Annotated in this window: 17 protein-coding genes, 2 tRNA genes and 1 pseudogene; 8 read left to right on the top strand and 12 right to left on the bottom strand. The window is 41.5% G+C overall.

The features are described 5' to 3' along the window. Positions 1-34: 34 nt before the first annotated feature. From L7A31_RS02685 to L7A31_RS02670, 4 genes and pseudogenes are all read right to left on the bottom strand, one after another. Entirely contained in the window at positions 35-484 is a 450-nt protein-coding gene (locus L7A31_RS02685) for an NUDIX hydrolase (protein WP_237359960.1), read from the bottom strand. Between the two features lie 154 nt (positions 485-638). After that, a complete protein-coding gene (locus L7A31_RS02680) occupies positions 639-1,583 on the bottom strand; it encodes a D-2-hydroxyacid dehydrogenase family protein (RefSeq protein WP_237359959.1) in 945 nt (314 codons plus the stop codon). 389 nt (positions 1,584-1,972) lie between these two features. Next, positions 1,973-2,443, bottom strand: coding sequence for a GNAT family N-acetyltransferase (locus L7A31_RS02675; RefSeq protein ID WP_237359958.1), 471 nt, complete (start codon positions 2,441-2,443; stop codon positions 1,973-1,975). Positions 2,444-2,681: 238 nt separating this feature from the next. Continuing rightward, positions 2,682-2,849 (bottom strand): annotated as a pseudogene (locus tag L7A31_RS02670) (hypothetical protein); the annotation flags it as partial. Between the two features lie 43 nt (positions 2,850-2,892). Between L7A31_RS02670 and L7A31_RS02665 the strand changes: the two are divergent. The 3 genes from L7A31_RS02665 (at position 2,893) to L7A31_RS02655 (ending at position 5,607) form a co-directional block, all read left to right on the top strand. Further along, complete coding sequence (locus L7A31_RS02665) at positions 2,893-3,636, top strand: hypothetical protein (RefSeq protein ID WP_237359957.1); 744 nt, start codon at positions 2,893-2,895, stop codon at positions 3,634-3,636. Positions 3,637-3,652: 16 nt separating this feature from the next. Next, positions 3,653-4,552: a phosphoadenosine phosphosulfate reductase family protein gene (locus L7A31_RS02660; protein WP_237359956.1), complete on the top strand. Its 900-nt coding sequence runs from the start codon at positions 3,653-3,655 to the stop codon at positions 4,550-4,552. 89 nt (positions 4,553-4,641) lie between these two features. Beyond that, positions 4,642-5,607, top strand: a complete 966-nt coding sequence (locus L7A31_RS02655; RefSeq protein WP_237359955.1) for a hypothetical protein — start codon at positions 4,642-4,644, stop codon at positions 5,605-5,607. 95 nt (positions 5,608-5,702) lie between these two features. Here the strand turns inward: L7A31_RS02655 and L7A31_RS02650 are convergent, their stop codons facing one another. The 5 genes from L7A31_RS02650 to L7A31_RS02630 all read right to left on the bottom strand — a co-directional run bounded on the left by L7A31_RS02650 (position 5,703) and on the right by L7A31_RS02630 (position 7,920). Beyond that, positions 5,703-6,119 (bottom strand): YlcI/YnfO family protein, encoded by a 417-nt coding sequence (locus L7A31_RS02650; RefSeq protein ID WP_237359954.1) that lies wholly within the window; start codon positions 6,117-6,119, stop codon positions 5,703-5,705. Between the two features lie 95 nt (positions 6,120-6,214). Continuing rightward, the gene (locus L7A31_RS02645) at positions 6,215-6,526 is read right to left on the bottom strand and encodes a hypothetical protein (protein ID WP_237359953.1); all 312 of its coding nucleotides are present in this window, start codon (positions 6,524-6,526) and stop codon (positions 6,215-6,217) included. Next, positions 6,523-6,786, bottom strand: a complete 264-nt coding sequence (locus L7A31_RS02640) for a site-specific integrase (protein ID WP_237360739.1) — start codon at positions 6,784-6,786, stop codon at positions 6,523-6,525. The genes L7A31_RS02645 and L7A31_RS02640 overlap by 4 nt, the downstream gene beginning before the upstream one ends. A gap of 44 nt (positions 6,787-6,830) precedes the next feature. Continuing rightward, the gene (locus L7A31_RS02635) at positions 6,831-7,700 is read right to left on the bottom strand and encodes an Arm DNA-binding domain-containing protein (protein ID WP_237359952.1); all 870 of its coding nucleotides are present in this window, start codon (positions 7,698-7,700) and stop codon (positions 6,831-6,833) included. Between the two features lie 10 nt (positions 7,701-7,710). Then, a complete protein-coding gene (locus L7A31_RS02630; RefSeq protein ID WP_237359951.1) occupies positions 7,711-7,920 on the bottom strand; it encodes a hypothetical protein in 210 nt (69 codons plus the stop codon). 116 nt (positions 7,921-8,036) lie between these two features. Between L7A31_RS02630 and L7A31_RS02625 the strand changes: the two genes are divergently transcribed. Beyond that, positions 8,037-8,249, top strand: coding sequence for a helix-turn-helix domain-containing protein (locus tag L7A31_RS02625; protein ID WP_237359949.1), 213 nt, complete (start codon positions 8,037-8,039; stop codon positions 8,247-8,249). Between the two features lie 213 nt (positions 8,250-8,462). On the opposite strand, the gene L7A31_RS02620 is transcribed toward L7A31_RS02625, so the two are convergent. The 3 genes from L7A31_RS02620 to L7A31_RS02610 form a co-directional block, all read right to left on the bottom strand. Further along, a tRNA-Gly gene (locus L7A31_RS02620) sits at positions 8,463-8,537 on the bottom strand. Positions 8,538-8,565: 28 nt separating this feature from the next. Continuing rightward, a tRNA-Gly gene (locus L7A31_RS02615) sits at positions 8,566-8,640 on the bottom strand. Positions 8,641-8,762: 122 nt separating this feature from the next. Then, positions 8,763-10,748 (bottom strand): HAMP domain-containing methyl-accepting chemotaxis protein, encoded by a 1,986-nt coding sequence (locus L7A31_RS02610; protein ID WP_237359948.1) that lies wholly within the window; start codon positions 10,746-10,748, stop codon positions 8,763-8,765. A 258-nt stretch (positions 10,749-11,006) separates the two neighbouring features. Between L7A31_RS02610 and L7A31_RS02605 the strand changes: the two genes are divergently transcribed. The 4 genes from L7A31_RS02605 (at position 11,007) to L7A31_RS02590 (ending at position 16,686) form a co-directional block, all read left to right on the top strand. Beyond that, positions 11,007-12,638 (top strand): VRR-NUC domain-containing protein, encoded by a 1,632-nt coding sequence (locus tag L7A31_RS02605; RefSeq protein WP_237359943.1) that lies wholly within the window; start codon positions 11,007-11,009, stop codon positions 12,636-12,638. Between the two features lie 18 nt (positions 12,639-12,656). Next, positions 12,657-13,997, top strand: coding sequence for a D-serine ammonia-lyase (gene dsdA / locus L7A31_RS02600; protein ID WP_237359941.1), 1,341 nt, complete (start codon positions 12,657-12,659; stop codon positions 13,995-13,997). A 101-nt stretch (positions 13,998-14,098) separates the two neighbouring features. Next, a complete protein-coding gene (locus tag L7A31_RS02595) occupies positions 14,099-16,456 on the top strand; it encodes a fatty acid cis/trans isomerase (protein WP_237359940.1) in 2,358 nt (785 codons plus the stop codon). 41 nt (positions 16,457-16,497) lie between these two features. After that, positions 16,498-16,686, top strand: coding sequence for a hypothetical protein (locus L7A31_RS02590; protein ID WP_237359939.1), 189 nt, complete (start codon positions 16,498-16,500; stop codon positions 16,684-16,686). Positions 16,687-17,120: the final 434 nt, after the last annotated feature.

Genomic DNA, 17,120 nt, shown 5'->3' with positions numbered 1-17,120 from the left:
GGCAATATTCTTTGAAAATTTACTCACAATTCACCTAGATGTATAATACTTTGTTACATAAAAGAATTTCGACTTGCTTAATGGCGTCAGAGAACAATTTATGACACTTAAATGTCGTTTCATCACCTAACTTATGCCAGAAAAAATTGAATTCATGTCCTCCGTCATCCTGCGTATAGAAACCCCAGTGATTAGGCAAGTTTTGCTCAATTTCGCAAAGGACAAAATGCCATTGTTGATTTTGAAAGCCGCTTTCCCAACTACCTAAATACATGGTACTGGAAATTTTGGATATGCCCGACTCCTCTTGCAGTTCCCTAAGTGCGGCACTATAAATAGAGCAGTCTGTTAATTCTAATGTCCCTTTAACCAACAGAACATTAGCTAGAGGGTGTTCGAATAGCAGCAATTCAAGAGCTGTACCCGTTTTTCGAAGTACGACAGGGCAAACTTTGACTTCTCTATTTTGAATCCTTTCTGTCACAGAACGCTCCCGTTTATATAGCGCCACGTTAAATGGTGAACAACGCGGCCACTATTGTGCTGTACACACTAAAAATGATTCAAACTTCAGATGCCAAGCATTGCGAACCTGCTTAAATTGTTCGTTATAACAACGACTTCCTCGATGCCGATGTTTATGCCTTACCCTGCTCGAAAGCTAAAATATTCTCAAATGCTATTCTGAAGTAGAGCTCGTAACTATTTTGCTCTACGTACCCTAAATGTGGAGTAGCCGTGACGTTGGGCAGTGACAATAAAGGCTCGTTATCAAGCGCTGCCGGTTCATTGTCAAATACATCAACGGCTGCGCGCTTAGTTGGCACTGCTAACAGTTCGTTATAAAGCGCAGAGTTTTCCACAAGCTCTGAGCGACTGATGTTCACAAATAGAGAATCGGGCTTCATTAAGCTTAAGTCTGGGGCTGTTACACATGCCCTAGTTACTTCATTCAAACGTAAGTGAAGTGACACAATGTCCGAACTAGAGAAAAACGACTCTTTTGAAGTTGCAGCTTCAAAGCCGTGCTCATGTGCAAAGTTTCTTGATTGCTCGCTCCCCCAGATAACCACTGACATATCAAATGCTTTTGCATATTGAGCAATTCGTTGTCCAATTTTTCCGTAGCCCCAAATACCAAGCTTCAAGCCCTTTAGAGTACGACCTAAACCGAGTACACCCGAGTTTTGCCATTTATCGCTTTGGAGGTTGGCTGAATAAGTTGGTATGTGGCGACTTGCCGCCATAATCAGTGCCCACGCTAATTCCGAAGGAGCAACAGGAGAGCCGCGGCCTTCCAACACCTTTACCCCATACTTTTCACATAAGTGGACATCAATATGGTTACTAACTTTGCCTGTTTGGCTGATAACTTTAAGGTTAGGTAACTGAGCTAGTAGAGACTCGGTGATGACTGTGCGCTCTCGAATTAAAACCAGAACCTCTGTATCTTTTAGCTTAACTACCAACTCCGATTCAGGAAGTGTTTCGTTCAAAATGGACACTTCGTGGTGCGATAGTAGTTCGAAACAATCTAGTGTTCTAACCACATCCTGATAGTCATCTAAAACTGTTATTTTCACGGAACTCTCCTTGTTGTTATAACGCTTATTAGCCGACAAATTGTCGCCTTTTACTCTTACATAATGCACTCTTATTCATATCGATTCAACTAGTAATCAATAGGTTAAAGTACTTAAGGGGGATACTAGGCTGCAAAATGTCGCCTAAAAACGGGAACGCTAAGTTATCAACCCAATCGGATAAATTTGAGTAGGGCAATTTCAGATTAATAAAATATGAATGAGTAAAAGATCTAACGGGGAATGGGGCAGAAATGAGTTACAGCAGCAAATTAAATTAGTAACCCATGAACTATCTGAAACAAGGTAATTTTGAATTGGTGATACGGTGTTAAGGATTCCTCAACACCCGGACTTAAATGTCGATTTCGTGACACTTTTTCTATTTGCTAACAAGCTGTTTCTAGCTCCATTGGAATATCGATCATGCCATCTCGATTACGAATTTCGCCAGTACGAATAAACCCAAAGCTCAAATATATACTTTCAGAATTGATAGCGGAGTTGACTGTAAATCGTCCAGAATTACCATTTGTCAGTGCTTCTGATTTAATTCGCTCCCAGAGTTTGCGCGATAAGCCTTGCCCTTGATAGTTGTCGCTAACAAAAAGATGGAACAAATGCGAGGAATCACGAATACCAGCTACACCAATAATTTCACTTTTTTCATCAACTGCGACAACATATTGATAATTTTGGGACAAGTAGTTAACGATATTACCCTCTGACATTGAGGTAATCAGAGCGTTATGCACAGATTCATCACATGTAGGGCAGACATATTTCTTGGTCAATGGAACAATTAAATCACTAATGCCTTTTGCATCCTCTAGGGTGGCACCTCTTATACTTAAAGCCATTTCCTCTCCTATTTTCTTGCTCCTGAAAAACAGTTTTACACCGTCCTTTTGATACTAAGACAATGCCACTACTACGTTTTTTACGCAACCCTATTGCTAAGTACGCTCGGATAATCTCTAGTATGGCAAAATAGGATGAACGGAGAGTGTGTGATCTTTAATGCTAAGCTGGAAAGGGGCAGAAATGTTCTATTTTGTTAAAGCCGGATACTTTCAGGCGAAAGTTCAGAGGCCCTCTTCAGTTGCCATTTAACAATGAAATTAACCTATTAGTAGACGAAGGTATCAAACCGACCGATAAACCAAATGGTTTGAATACTTTGTTAAGAACTGCGGTGTTGTAACTACCCCGATCATTTTCTATATCCGAAAGCGTTTTTCTTGAAACTCCCACAAGTTCAGAAAATGTTTTAGCAGTTGCTTCACCACTTGTTACTAGCATTCATAACTTGCCTCAATGGGTTAAAAATGCTCACCAGTTTGTATCGAATGATATTGAGAAGAATAAGCTGGTAATCTCTGTTCGTGACCTTTTCCTTCAAGCTCACGATCCTCACGCATTACTATTCACTGACCTTGTTAATTGTTTAGACCCTACAGGTGTATTAAGTCACGAACAACGTATTGAACAACTTGAAACCTGCTTTAAAATTTTGCAAGACAAGCATGAATCCACTCTTTTGAACTTTAAAAAACTCGTCAAAAGTTACTTCCCAGAGACAGGCAAAGAATTAGCTTTGATGTGTGACTTTGTTGCAAAACATGCTGGTAGTAATAACCTTCAAAACTTTGCATTGGACTTAGCGAAAAGTGAGCAAGGCCTGATTAGTTGGATTGAGAGTATGATCCAAACAATTTCTGGTCGTATTAAACACAACTGGAATGAAGAAATACTTTCAACAGCAGCCAACAGGATTAGCGACTACGCCCAGAACTTTTTAAGTGTTGTTAAGTCCCAGCACACCTCCAATGAAAAGCAGACAAAAAGCGGAAAGACAAAGCTCGTATCGCTTGTACTTGAAGGCGAAGATGGCAGGCTACAATCTTATAAAAAAGAGATTCGTATCGCTGAGAGTAAAAAAGCCACCTCAACTCTTGAATCTATTAAAGCTCAGCTTGTAGAACTTGACGAGTTTGATCGGATAAACGTATTACAACAAATGCTCAAAGAGACATTGGAAGCTCAGGGTTAAGGAACAGGAATTACTCATGAGTGAAGATAAAAAAGTTAAGCACGTACTGGGACTGTCTGGTGGAAAAGACAGTGCCGCCCTAGCGGTCTATATGGCTAGAAATTATCCTGAACTAGATATTGAATACTTCTTTACTGATACAGGGAAAGAGTTACCAGAGGTATACGATTTTCTAGAACGGTTGGAGATCCAACTCCGAAAACCAATCAAACACATTAACAGTGGCAAAGACTTTGACTACTGGTTGGCACAGCACAATAACTACTTGCCTGCAGGTCAGCAACGCTGGTGTACCATTCGAATGAAGCTTGAACCATTTGAAAAGTGGATTCGACCATTCCTTGATCAAGGCTATGAGGTTATTTCTTATGTCGGTATCCGAGCTGATGAGCCTTGGCGGGATGGTTACCGCCCAAATGAGAGCCAAAAAGATCTCACTATTAAAATGCCATTTGCCGAAGATGGCATCAAAAAACAAGGCGTATTCGATATTTTGGAAAGTGCAGGCCTTGGCCTTCCTAAATATTATGATTGGCGCTCTCGCTCTGGCTGTACGTTCTGCTTTTTCCAAAGAAAGATTGAATGGGTTCGCCTACGTGAACGTCATCCTGAAGCCTTTGAAGAAGCTAAGTCCTATGAGAAGCGTGCTGAAACAAGTGAAAACGGTGAAACGTTTTTCTGGATGGGCCCGAATGAGCCACTAGAAACACTTGAAGATCCAGAGCGTGTGGCGCAGATCAAAGCAAACCACCAAAAAGTTATTGAACGTTTTGAAAAGAAAAAGAAACGAGAGAGAAAGCGACGCTTAGGCATGCATGCCATGGTTGACGAAACCATGCTAATTGATACGTTGGATATGGACGCAATGTACGATCTTGAAGAAGGCGGCGGTGCTTGTATCACTTGCTATAAATAGGTTTTCATTTCAAAAAAGAAGAACAGCGTCATTTCATCTACAAGGTATCAAGACGCTGTTACTCTCAATTTCCACTAAGCCTAACAACTATGAACAATTACACTTGTATCGACGTTCCTTTTAATTCTCGCCACACCTGCTGGTTCTGTGGTGAGCCCTGCTCTGACTTTTTGGATTTTCCAGCTAATCATAGAAACGTTTCAGATATATCACACCAACCACTTGCAGTGCCTTCATGCAATGAATGTTCGAGTTTCAAGACAACTAGTGGTGTTAAGTCTATCTGGGCCCTTCGAGACCAGATAAAGCATCAATTAATGTCTAAATACGCAAAGCACTTGGGCATTGGTTTAAACTGGACTGAAACTGAACTCAAGGAAAGTGACTTTACCGGTTCTGTTCTCGGCGGTTTTGGAAAAAGTGCTTGGCCGATGTATCAAATCGCCAAGGAAAGAATCGCATATAAAGGCTGGCCTATTACTATCGATGAGCTCCCGCTAGATGGCTATGATGAGACAAGTGGATTCACCTATGATGGCACACGTTATTTATCGCTCCATACATGTATAGATTATTACGTAAAATCATTATCTTTGGATAAAGACCTCCTGACTCAGGCAGTAGATATCGTGACTCCAGAGCGATTCGGCTATGCGCTCAAAATTGCAAAACTGAATAAATTTATTTCAGCACAAGAACGCTCTCAAATACTCGAAGAATTGCTATTGCAAGAGTCTGAGGCTGCAGAAGCAAATTTAGAGCTAGAGAAACAATCACGTCAGTGCACTGTTCCACATCCTAATCTAAAAAAAGTTACTATTAGTGGGACAGTTGCTACCACAGAATCTATACAATGGGCACTAGATAGGAAGGTTAAAACACTTGATGATTTATGCAGACTCGAAGACGACTTTTTTGATGACTTTGAGCATCTAGGCGGCACTGGGGCATTCCTAGCATACAATGGCCTACAGCTTTATTTGGAAGCTCGTGAGAACCCTACCTGGGTTGAAAGAATTGATCCAAATGCAGAGTTTTGGGTGTCATACATTTAGAGGCAGACTCGCTTAGTTTTAGATGTATTGGCTAATGCGGGCCCTATCCAAATTTTATGATCAGTGCCTTTAAATGGGACTGATCTTGCTTTAGTTCACTTAACTTCGATTAGTCTCTTAACAGCCACCCTACTCCATTTTGAGCCTGAACTAGCGTGTAGGCCTCGTTGATTTAATATGTCTGCAATTTGTTGGTAGTACATACCGCTGTCGTACAACACATTGACTAACTCTTTTATCTCGTTACGCTTTTCCTGTTCTTGAGAACTAGTTTCATGATTGAGTGTACGCACATTTGCTTCACTCTCTCTTGTATCTGTACACACAGCATTTTCGACATCGACGATATGGTTTATGTAGAAACGACATGCTTGTTTTACCCATGCTGAGAATGTCACCTTATTAGATTTAACCTCTTGTATTTCGATGAGTAAATCATGTTCAAACCTAATATTTTTCTTAGCTGTTTTTCGGTTGGTGTTGCTGTTCAATGTGATGACGTACTTTTTCATGGGCGCACACTCGATTACTATTGAATAGGCACTGTGCGCACAAATTGTAATTGCTACTATGCGCACTATTTGAAATGGAAGTGCTTAAAGCTAAACTAGTGCAATAAGCTATTTAACGAAGCTTCTATTCGAGATTCCATGGCAGCTAAAATCCAGTCAGAACTTCGAGCGTTTGGGTTATTGCTGCATTGATTGAGAACCGATATTACGCCATCGGTAACATCACAAAGAAACGTATGCTCGCGTTCAAATTTGGCCGGCAGGAGATCAGTCCGTTCACGCAACAAAGCATACACATCTTCCTTAAATCCTCGAATGTCTTTAGTTGTTAAGCTTTTAAACGACTCATTCTGGATAACATCAAAGCATAAACTGGTGCAGTGAACAGCTAATGGTGAATATTTCATTCCACATCCTCCATGGATAAAAAAGCCTCAAATGCTGTTCCATCTTTGCGAGTTAAATTTGGGACGTAGCGAGAGTAAACGCGAAATAACATTGTCGTCGTTGTATGTCCCATTTGATTTGCAATCCACTCCGGAGCCTCTCCAGAAGCAAGTAGCAGAGTCGCATATGTATGTCGTGTCTGATAAGGGTTACGAGGCCGTAATTGCGCTTTTTCTATTGTTGGATACCAAACATTCCGAGAAACTACGTCGTAATTCAGTGGTTTACCATTGTCATTAGCAAAGACAAACTTATCTGCCGTTGTTACATTCTTGTGGTGCTTCTCAGCGCGTCTACGACCTTGTCTATCAAATTAATTACTCGATACGAGCCTTCGGTTTTTAAGCTAGAGATCTCACCACGCGTATATGCCTGCTTAACGGTAATCGTTTTGTTTTCTAGGTCGACCTCATCCCACATTAACCCATCAATTTCACCAGTTCGCATTCCTGTAAAAAAGCGAGTTACATAGTAAGCAAAATAATCGGCTGGCACATGCTTCAGAAATTTATCGACCTCAGCAAGTGAAAATGGATCTACTTCAGTCCGCCCCACTTTCAACGCTTTAATGTTTTTCCATAGCGACGCAAAATCATATCGATCGGCGGCTTCATTTAAGAGAACTCGTAACGGTGTCATTATATGGTTGATCCGTGAAGCACTTAAGCTGCCATTTTTTCGTCCCGGTACTTTGGCGAGGATGGAGCGAAACTGTAGTATCTGGCTCTTCTTGATGGCGCTGATCTTCTTGTTGCCGAAGGTCGGATATAGATATTTCTTTAATATCCCTTCAACTTCAAGGTAGTGGCTTTTGCTCCATTCGACTTTCTTTTCCGCCATCCATGTTTTAGCAAACTCTTCAAAGCGTGGAGAGCTTGGAGCATCGAAGTATTTTTTCGCAGACCATTTTCTTTCTTCAATTTCTGCAAACTGGGCTTTACGTTTACTGTTTGGAAAATACTTTCCATAGTCAAACGTATCCAAAACAATCTCAGCCTCTATTTTCTTAAGCAGTTTAGCGGCGCGAGCTCGATTAGCTTTGTTATCTTCAAGCTTTGTATATTCACGGCAACGGCACCCTTTGTATCGGAAATCAAGAAACAACAAACCGTTACGCTCATTTAATGTTCCCATACTTTATCTCCTATTTAAGCAACAAACTTTCTGCTGTCACGCCATTGAGCATTTCATCCTCAACTCTTTCCCATATAAACAAGATCTTTCGCCCTCCGAACGGACGAATATAATGAATACCTTCAAAAAGCACTGAATCTTTAAGTTGCTCACGGATTACTCGCGTTTCATACTTGATTAACTGAGATAACTCTTCAGTTGTGAGGTAGGTATATGCCATAATTATTCCCTGTCTTTTACGCTACACTTTGTAGCTCTAGAGATACACTATGACCATAAAAGCAACTTGTCAATACCATTTTGTATCTTTAGAGAAACATTTAGGGTCTTTTAAGAATGATTAAGTGCCATTTGTCTACTCTACTCGGCAAGAACAAGTTAAAAATATCAGATGTTGTAAGGGATACGGGAATAAACAGAAGTACCGTAAATCGACTGTTCCATGAAACTAATAACCGAATAGACTTTGATACACTAGAAAAGCTTTGCTTGTACTTAAATTGTACCGTTGGAGAGCTGCTCGAGCTTCAGAAAGAAGATCAAGATTAATTTATCTAATTTTGAGCTGATGATTCTAAAAATTGAGAGCATAGCTAGTAAAACTTACTTAGTCTCAGCATGGTCTCAATTTGGTCTCAACTCAAAAAATCATACATATGGAGTGCGCGATCAGATATTACCGACGAACGAAATATTAATAGGTTCGTGTAACAAAAAAATTATTTATTTTCAGGGATAGAATATAGCTAGAATCAAGCTATATGGAGCGTGCAGCGGGAATCGAACCCGCATCATCAGCTTGGAAGGCTGAGGTAATAGCCATTATACGATGCACGCATAGAAATGTAATTATCAAGAGAGAAACTGGAGCGTGCAGCGGGAATCGAACCCGCATCATCAGCTTGGAAGGCTGAGGTAATAGCCATTATACGATGCACGCATCTCGTCCTGATGGGATTACTATGCCACATCCTTATGAAAAGAAAACCCTTTTCCTTCAAATTTGGTTTGAATGATTAGTTTTAAATCAACTTGATCTTATTTTGAACAAGGCAATTCTTTCTACGAGGTTTTAAACTGATCCATCTCACGATTTAGGTCCGTGACCTGATCGCGAATTTGTACTGTCGTCTCGTTGGAAGATTGACTGATACCAGACACATCATTAACCGATTGGTTCACGCCATCCATCAAGCTGTTGATTGCTCGTATCGTGCTAGACTGCTGTTCGGCTGCGGAAGCCAGCTCGTCCATCTGAGCATTGAGTGCATCAATTTGATCGGTCGTGGTGTGTAGAGTAGAGACGGCTTGCTCAGTATGCTCCGAGCCTTCCACTGCCAAAACTTTGCTGGCTTCAATTTGTTCTACTACTAACGATGTTGAAGATTGTATAGCATTAACGATAGCGTTGATTTCAGAGGTCGATTCTGTTGTTCTCGTCGCAAGCAAGCGCACTTCATCGGCAACCACGGCAAAGCCTCGGCCATATTCTCCAGCACGCGCCGCCTCAATGGCCGCATTTAGTGCCAATAGGTTAGTTTGTTCTGCTAACCCTTCAATAACCTCAGTGACACGTCCAATCGCATCGGTTTCTTTACTAAGGTGAGCTACCTTTTGGCTCGCTTCTTCTATCGTGGCATGAAGGCGTTCTACCGTGCTCTTATTAAGTTCTAGTGCTTTTGACCCTTGGTTAATTTGTTTGTTAGATTCATTTAACGAATCTACGGATCTCTGAGCATGCTCTGAAGTAGTTTCTGCGGAAGTTGCAACGTCATGAAGCTCTTGGCCTATCTGTTCAATATTACTGCGCTGCTTAGACACTTGTTGAAGAGTTTGTTCGTTTGCACTGAGCAAATTACTCATGCTCGCATCGACTTCGTGAGCCTTGGTGGTGACACCTTGAACTATGCCAGCTAGTGATTGGTTCATTCGGTTAATGGCATCAGTTAAGCTTGCTAGCTCATCATTACCTTCAACAGTTAGAGCGTTTTGAGAGATGTCCCCAGCAGCAATAATCTGAGCTCGTTTGGAGATGTTCCTAACGCGGCGACCTATGTTTCGACCCATATAGGTTGAAATCGCTAACGCAGCAACCACCGATAAAATACTGGTAAAGATGAGTGACGTAAGCAATTGGCTGACCGACTGATAAATCCCCTTTCCACTCGTGTCAGCTTTTGCTTGCTGCTCTTCTACCAATTTTTCTAGGCTATCTTCCAAAGCTAGAGCTTGTGGTATCAGTTCATTCGCCATCTTTTCGTTAGCGACGTTCCACCCACTAGAATTTCGCAGCTCAGTGACTTGGTTGGCAAGAGGGATATATAATTGCTGCATATCTTTAAATAACGACCACAAACTTTCACCAGTACTTGAAAGCAGCGCAGCCTTACTATCAATTTCGGCTACTGATTTGTCGTGAGCTTTCATAAAGTCGTTATATTTATCAATGTGTTCATCTTTTCCGTAAATCAAAAAGTCACGCATTGAAGCCAAAGCATTGGCCAGTGAGTTATAACTATCTGCATACAGCTTAAACAAGCGTTTTCGATCGCCACCTTCTTTGTTAGACGACTCGTCGTTAATCAAACTTTGCAGCTGATCAAGGGCAACTTCAGCAATAGGTGCCGCTTCGTTAATAAACAGATTGTGAGCAGGCAAGTTTTCGTCACTGTGGCTTAACTTAGCGATTTCCATCACGGATGTTTTTACCTGCTGCCATTGCTGAGTAATGGTATCGAACTCTTGTTGAGGAATAAGAGACTCGAACTTTGGAACTAGTTCATCGGTTCGGGCAATAATTTCTTCAAGGGCAGCAAATTGCTTTTCGTCTCCTAACAACATATAGGCTCGAACTGAGGACACCGTTTCTTGAATAGATTGTTGTAAGGAACGGCTCGCATCGACGGTAGGCAAATCTGTATCGATTAAGGAACTGGCATGTTCTTCGACTACATTAACACTTCGATATGTAAAAAATGCAGATACGATGAATAGCAAAACGAGAACAAGAAAGCTCATCTGCAATTTCCCTGATATCGAGAGTTTCATCCCTTAGCTCCTTTAGATTGACTCTTATTCAATATAGTAATCAATTATTAATAATAGAATTAATAGTTAAAATATATTAGTTAAACTCTACTATCCCTCTCATTTCAATTGATATTTAAGTCAGTATTTTTGCGAGCTATCACACGACAATTGAGTACAGAAGTATATCGGCTGAGTTCATCAAAATTTTAGTTATCTTCTTGCGTCCGTTTCTTGTCTGGTTATTCTGGTCTCTTGCTACTGTTTTAAGGCTCAACTATGGCGCAACCAGTCACCTTGCCTGAAAGGTACTATCTCACCAATTTTAAGCGGCTTTGTGAGCACGCTAATACTCTCTATTCAGACCTTTTAAGTGAGACTGAACGAAAGTGGTTGTTTAGATTTGATACCCTTGATGAACAAGCTCAGTGCTTGTTAGTCAGGCTGCTCACACGTAAAGGAGACTGGTTTCGCTCAGATAAACTTCAATACGCAGAAATACCCAATTTGGGCGAAGCAATGCAGTTACTTTGTGAGTTTAGTTTTATTCATTTAAACCCGCCTATAAGCTGCCAAGATATTGCTAAGAATTTATTAACAAAATCAGAGATCCTCAGACTATTTGAGTTCGGTGCTAGTGCCAGCCAAAAACGAAAGCCAGAGCTAATTATCGAGCTCACCGACATGCGATTCGAGGAGTTTGAACAGCTCGGCTTCCAAGTTGTTCAATTAGCACAAGGGGAAATCCTCGATACTCTACAAGTACTATTCTTTGCCAATGCCTACCAAGATTTAAGTGAATTTGTGTTACAAGACTTGGGGCTACTTACGTTTGAAAATTATCACCTAAGCAAAAACACTCGCTTCTTTAGAGCTCGGCAAGAGGTAACCAATCTTCTCAAAATTTATAAGCTTAAAGAGCACTATGAATCGGTCACTAAACAAGAACAAGTTTTATTAACGAGCTGCCTTCTGGCTCAAATCCCACCAGCGTGCAATCACGACTATGTCGATAGGAAAAGAGAGAAGTTAATTAACACTCTTGCACGAGATTTAGAGCGGCAAGACAAGTTACCGGAAGCAATAAGTTGGTTTAGTAAGACTCATATTCCACCAAGCCGAGAGCGACTCGTTCGAATCTATGAAAAGCAAGGCCAGTTCGAACTGCAAATACCCATTGTGCGGCAAATGATAGTTAGCCCTATAGACGTCAATGAGTTAGAAGTGGCCTATCGGTTAGAACGCAAATGTCAGAAACGTGAGGGGATTAGTGTTGCTCGAAACGAGAAAACTAAAATTAATCAGTTTGAATTGACGTTGGATTTTCGTGAGCAAAGAGTAGAGCTAGCCGTTCAAGAACATCTTGAGCAACAAGGTTGGCAGGTCTATTTTACTGAAAACTTTTTGCTGAATGGTTTATTCGGACTAGTTTTCTGGGAGGCCATTTTTGCCCCTGTAGAAGGTGCTTTCATTAATCAGTATCAGCGCTTGCCCAAAGACCTCTATCACGCTCAGTTTGTATCACGTCGCAAAGAACTAATTGACAATATATTCGCGGATTTAGACCAGAATCGGTTAGAAAATCTTGGTGATATCTACGACAAGAAATTTGGTATTGAGAATCCTTTTGTTAATTGGTCGCTATTTACGCGCACTGTATTAGAACAAACAGTGCGTACTTTTCCTCTCGAACAGCTCACTGCATTATTTAAAATAGTGCTTACCGACATAAAAAATATGAAGACAGGAATGCCGGATCTTATCGCTTTCAAACCTGATTGCTTCTGGTGGGTTGAGGTCAAAGGGCCTGGAGATAAGCTTCAACCCAACCAAGAAAGATGGATTCGGCATTTTAATCAACTGAAAATTCCCTACTCGGTATGTTACGTCAGGCAAATTGAAGAAAACTAAAATAAAGGAAGTTATCAAATGCAACCCGTCGAAATTGAAAAGCTCTACGCTAGGTACCCTTTGCTTCAGCAACTGAAAGATCAACAAGAAGTGGCATGGTTCAACCCTAACATTACCAAAGCCGAAGTTGGGCTAAATTATGTCGGTTTAGGCAAATCTGATGTTCTAGACGCAACCGCCCGACTCGAACGCTTTTCTCCTTTATTTAAGCAAGCTTTTCCTGAAACTGAGTTAAAAGGTGGCCTAATTGAATCTGAGTTGGCATACATCGATAACATGAAAGAAGCGCTTGAGAAAAGATACAGTGTCACTATTTCTGGTCACCTACTGCTAAAAAAGGACAGTCATTTACCTATTTCAGGCTCAGTCAAAGCAAGAGGCGGGATATATGAAGTCCTAGTGCTCGCTGAAAAACTCGCTCTTAAGCATGGGTTACTCACTTTCCAAGACAGCTACAAGAAGCTTCTTGATAGTCCATTTCAAGAATTCTTTAGCCAATTTGAAATCGTGGTCGGCTCTACAGGAAACCTTGGCATGTCAATTGGGCTCATTGGTGCAAAGCTCGGCTTTAATGTCACTGTGCATATGTCGTCAGACGCGCGAGAGTGGAAAAAACAAAAGCTTCGCAAGCTTGGCGTCAATATCGTAGAACACGAGCAAGACTATAGTGTTGCCGTGCAACATGCACGGGATCAAGCAGCAAGATCAGACACCAGCTACTTTGTAGATGATGAAAACTCGACTAACCTCTTTTTAGGCTACTCAGTGGCTGGCGAGAGGATAAAGAAGCAAATCGATGAGCTTGGAATTACTGTGGATGAAGCACACCCATTGATTGTTTATCTACCTTGCGGGGTTGGCGGCGCGCCGGGCGGTATCTCATTTGGGCTGAAACTTGCGTTTGGCGACAATGTCCACTGCATCTTCGCCGAACCAACACGTTCGCCCTGTATGCTTGTTGGAGTGATGACAGACTTGCATGATCAAATATCAGTACAAGATATTGGGCTAGATAACCGCACAGAAGCCGATGGCCTAGCCGTTGGCCGTCCTTCTGCTTTCGTTGGCAAGGCAATGCAACGTTTAGTTGATGGTTACTACACCATTGAAGATGACAGACTTTATCAGCTGATGTCGCTGCTTTCACACTCAGAGGATATAAATTTAGAACCCTCAGCTTTAGCGGGTATGCTAGGACCTGTCGTTATCCCTAGCCATAACGACTTCATCAATACTCATCAGTTAACATCACACCAGCTCAACAATGCGACGCATATTGTTTGGGCAACAGGTGGAGGCCTAGTGCCGGAGGAAGAAATGCAGAAGTTTTTAGCCAAAGCAGCCACGACACAATGTTGACCAGCCTAACAAATTCGATACGCTAAAAAGCAAAGTCCGTACTATATTGGTCATAATACTTTAAACCTAACTTACCTGAATATTGCATATTAATAAGTATTATGAATGTACGGACGCTTATTCTAACCATTGGATTTACCATCATTGCAGGCTGTGCTACATACGCTTCGTACAACTACGATGAGCTATATGGCAAGCAAGAAGTAAGAGATCGTATCGCTCAGCGTGGTACAACTCAAGCCGACTTCTACATTCAGGAAGTAAAACCCATCATCGATAAACGCTGCGTCGTCTGCCATGCCTGCTACGACGCGCCATGCCAATTGAAGCTCTCCTCAGAAGCAGGAACTGATAGAGGGGCAACCACTCAACTGGTCTACGATGGGACACGACTCGTTGCTACAAATCCTACGCGGCTATTTGAAGATGCACAAACCACACAACAGTGGCGAGAAAAAGGCTTCAACCCAGTCTTAAATGAACGGGCTCAAACCCCAGAAGCCAACTGGCAAGCAGGTCTCATGGCAAGGTTGCTCGACCAGAAAGAAAAGCACCCTCTTCCACAAGTAGATCAACTTAACGGGTTTGATTTTTCGATCTATCGAGAACAAGTGTGCCCGACCATTGAAGAATACGATTATTACGAAAAGCGCTTCCCTGAATGGGGCATGCCTTTTGGAATGCCGAACTTAGATAAGAAGCAATATAAAACGCTAAAACTTTGGCTAAAAGATGGCGCAATAATGGCGGCACCGCCTCCACTTACAGACTCCGAACAACAATATGTCGATAAATATGAAGCTTTTTTAAATAAAAGCGATCTCAAATCTCAGCTGATGGCGAGATACATTTTCGAGCACCTGTTCCTTTCTCACTTATATTTCCCTGAGATTGGTGCTGAGAGGCCTAGGTTTTTCAATCTAGTGCGCTCCAAAACACCTCCCGGTGAGCCAGTCGTCCGGATCCCGACTCGGCGCCCATACGGCGATCCAGGTGTAAAACGGGTTTACTACCGCATTATTCCAGATCCAGAAACCATTGTAGATAAGACTCACATGCCATTTGCATTACATGAAGAGCGGTTAAACAAATGGAAAGATTGGTTTATCAATGCTAGTTACACCGTCACTCAATTGCCAAGTTATGAGCCTGATGTTGCTGCAAACCCAATGACTGCTTTCACCGAGTTGCCGGTAAACTCACGTTACCGTTTTATGATAGACAATGCTCAGAATACGATTTTGGCCTTTATCAAAGGCCCAGTTTGTCGTGGGCAGCTTGCACTGAATGTCATCAACGATCGCTTTTTTGTGTTCTTCTTTGATCCCGAGAAAGTCGACATTCCAGAAGTCAATGATTTCTATCGAGAACAAGCCAAAAACCTGAAACTCCCAAGTGAATTACAAAGCAATGCCCTTCCCATCGTTAACTGGGTTCAGTTTTCTCGCCAGCAAGCTCGCTTTCTTGAAGCTAAATCAGTATTTCTCAACAAGATGTTTAAAGACGGTACCCATTTAGATCTCGACCTAATATGGGATGGTGATGGACACAACCCGAATGCTGCTTTGACTATCTTTCGCCATGTCGACAGCGCTTCCGTTGTCCGGGGCATGATTGGCAACCCAACAAAGACAGCTTGGGTTCTAGATTATGAACTTATCGAACGTATCCACTACTTACTCGTTGCAGGATTTGATGTCTACGGAAACTTCGGACACCAACTAATCACGCGTATGTTTATGGACTTTTTACGCATGGAAGGCGAAAGTAATTTCATCCAGTTCTTACCACAGGATATGCGCCACAAAGAAATGTCTAGTTGGTATAAAAACCAAAGCCCACAGCTAAGCACCTTTTTACAACGTAATGTTAAGCCGTTTAACCAACCAACGGAAATCAAATATAAAACCGATACTCCAAAAAAAGAGCTATACGGAATGTTGCGTAAAAAGCTGTCTCCAATTCTGACAACGCGCTACAACATAGTAAACACCGGTCTAGACAAAAAAAGCGAGCACCAGCTGCGCAAAATCAATAAGATCGTTGGTAAAGGGCTTATTTACGTTCCGCAAATTATTATGATCATGATCAGTGGTGATTCAGGAGAAGAATCTGTCTTTACCATGCTACACAATAACGCGCATTTGAACGTATCCAGCTTGTTTGACGAAGCTCGCAACCGAGATCCAAAACACGACAGTTTAACGCTAGTGAAAGGTACGCTCGGCAGTTACCCAGCGGCTTACCTATATGTGAAAGAAAAAGATATCCCAGAATTAGTTGAAAGATTGCAAACCATCCGCAGCAATGACGACTATGTTAAGTTATTGGATAAATTTGCAATTCGTCGAACTTCTCCCGATTTCTGGTCTTTTAGCGACAAAGTACACCATTGGTATCGCCAATCTCAGCCTATCGAATTTGGGCTTTTAGACTATAATCGTTTTGAGAATAGGTAAAACTTTTCCGATTCTAGTCTGCATAGACATGGGGGCTTGCTATGAATATTCGAGATAGCATTAAAGCCTTGGAGCAAGAGATCTATGTTGCTTGTTCAGAAGGGGACTATGATACCGTCGACATGCTGGAGCACCAGCTCGAATATTTAAGAGATAGAGTGGACCACCCTTTTGACAATGACATTTACTCTTTAGAAGGTAAGCCATTTTTAGAGAGTGAAGAATGGTAAAAGCATAAGCCCACTTGAGCTAAAGCAAGTGGGCTTTTTTATACATCAAATCTACCTAAGCAATTGATTAGTTGAATGTAACAGCCAATATTATTCCTACTCGAAAAAATTTTTACTCGCGTCATAGTTAAAGCAAGTCTCGTAGTTGTTACGCAATGCTATTGTGTATGAACCCATTGATATCTTCTTCCACATAAAGCTGTAATCAGGTGACTAAATTCGTTGTGCCACTTGAAAATCCACTACCTTGATTAGCTGCTAATATCGATACTGAAGAAGGTGGTGGCTGAGAAATAGTCAATCTCAACACAGCAGTTATCGTTCAAATAAAACAATCACAAATACGATTTAAATACTTCTGGTTCTATTTTTCACCACGACCCTGCCCCCATCTCACTATATACTAATCAAGTACTTACTACGTATTTACTTAG

It is taken from the genome of Vibrio marisflavi CECT 7928 (assembly GCF_921294215.1).
GTDB classification, from domain to species: Bacteria; Pseudomonadota; Gammaproteobacteria; order Enterobacterales; family Vibrionaceae; genus Vibrio; species Vibrio marisflavi.
The sequence above is the reverse complement of the archived record's forward strand: the minus strand, read 5'-3'. Positions and strand labels throughout refer to the sequence as shown.

Coding starts and splice junctions, on each gene's coding strand:
- L7A31_RS02625 (WP_237359949.1), top strand. CDS start 8,037: ATGATTAAGTGCCATTTGTCTACTCTACTCGGCAAGAACAAGTTAAAA.
- dsdA (WP_237359941.1), top strand. CDS start 12,657: ATGCAACCCGTCGAAATTGAAAAGCTCTACGCTAGGTACCCTTTGCTT.
- L7A31_RS02650 (WP_237359954.1), bottom strand. CDS start 6,119: ATGAAAAAGTACGTCATCACATTGAACAGCAACACCAACCGAAAAACA.
- L7A31_RS02660 (WP_237359956.1), top strand. CDS start 3,653: ATGAGTGAAGATAAAAAAGTTAAGCACGTACTGGGACTGTCTGGTGGA.
- L7A31_RS02675 (WP_237359958.1), bottom strand. CDS start 2,443: ATGGCTTTAAGTATAAGAGGTGCCACCCTAGAGGATGCAAAAGGCATT.
- L7A31_RS02655 (WP_237359955.1), top strand. CDS start 4,642: ATGAACAATTACACTTGTATCGACGTTCCTTTTAATTCTCGCCACACC.
- L7A31_RS02605 (WP_237359943.1), top strand. CDS start 11,007: ATGGCGCAACCAGTCACCTTGCCTGAAAGGTACTATCTCACCAATTTT.
- L7A31_RS02645 (WP_237359953.1), bottom strand. CDS start 6,526: ATGAAATATTCACCATTAGCTGTTCACTGCACCAGTTTATGCTTTGAT.
- L7A31_RS02635 (WP_237359952.1), bottom strand. CDS start 7,700: ATGGGAACATTAAATGAGCGTAACGGTTTGTTGTTTCTTGATTTCCGA.
- L7A31_RS02590 (WP_237359939.1), top strand. CDS start 16,498: ATGAATATTCGAGATAGCATTAAAGCCTTGGAGCAAGAGATCTATGTT.
- L7A31_RS02630 (WP_237359951.1), bottom strand. CDS start 7,920: ATGGCATATACCTACCTCACAACTGAAGAGTTATCTCAGTTAATCAAG.
- L7A31_RS02610 (WP_237359948.1), bottom strand. CDS start 10,748: ATGAAACTCTCGATATCAGGGAAATTGCAGATGAGCTTTCTTGTTCTC.
- L7A31_RS02595 (WP_237359940.1), top strand. CDS start 14,099: ATGAATGTACGGACGCTTATTCTAACCATTGGATTTACCATCATTGCA.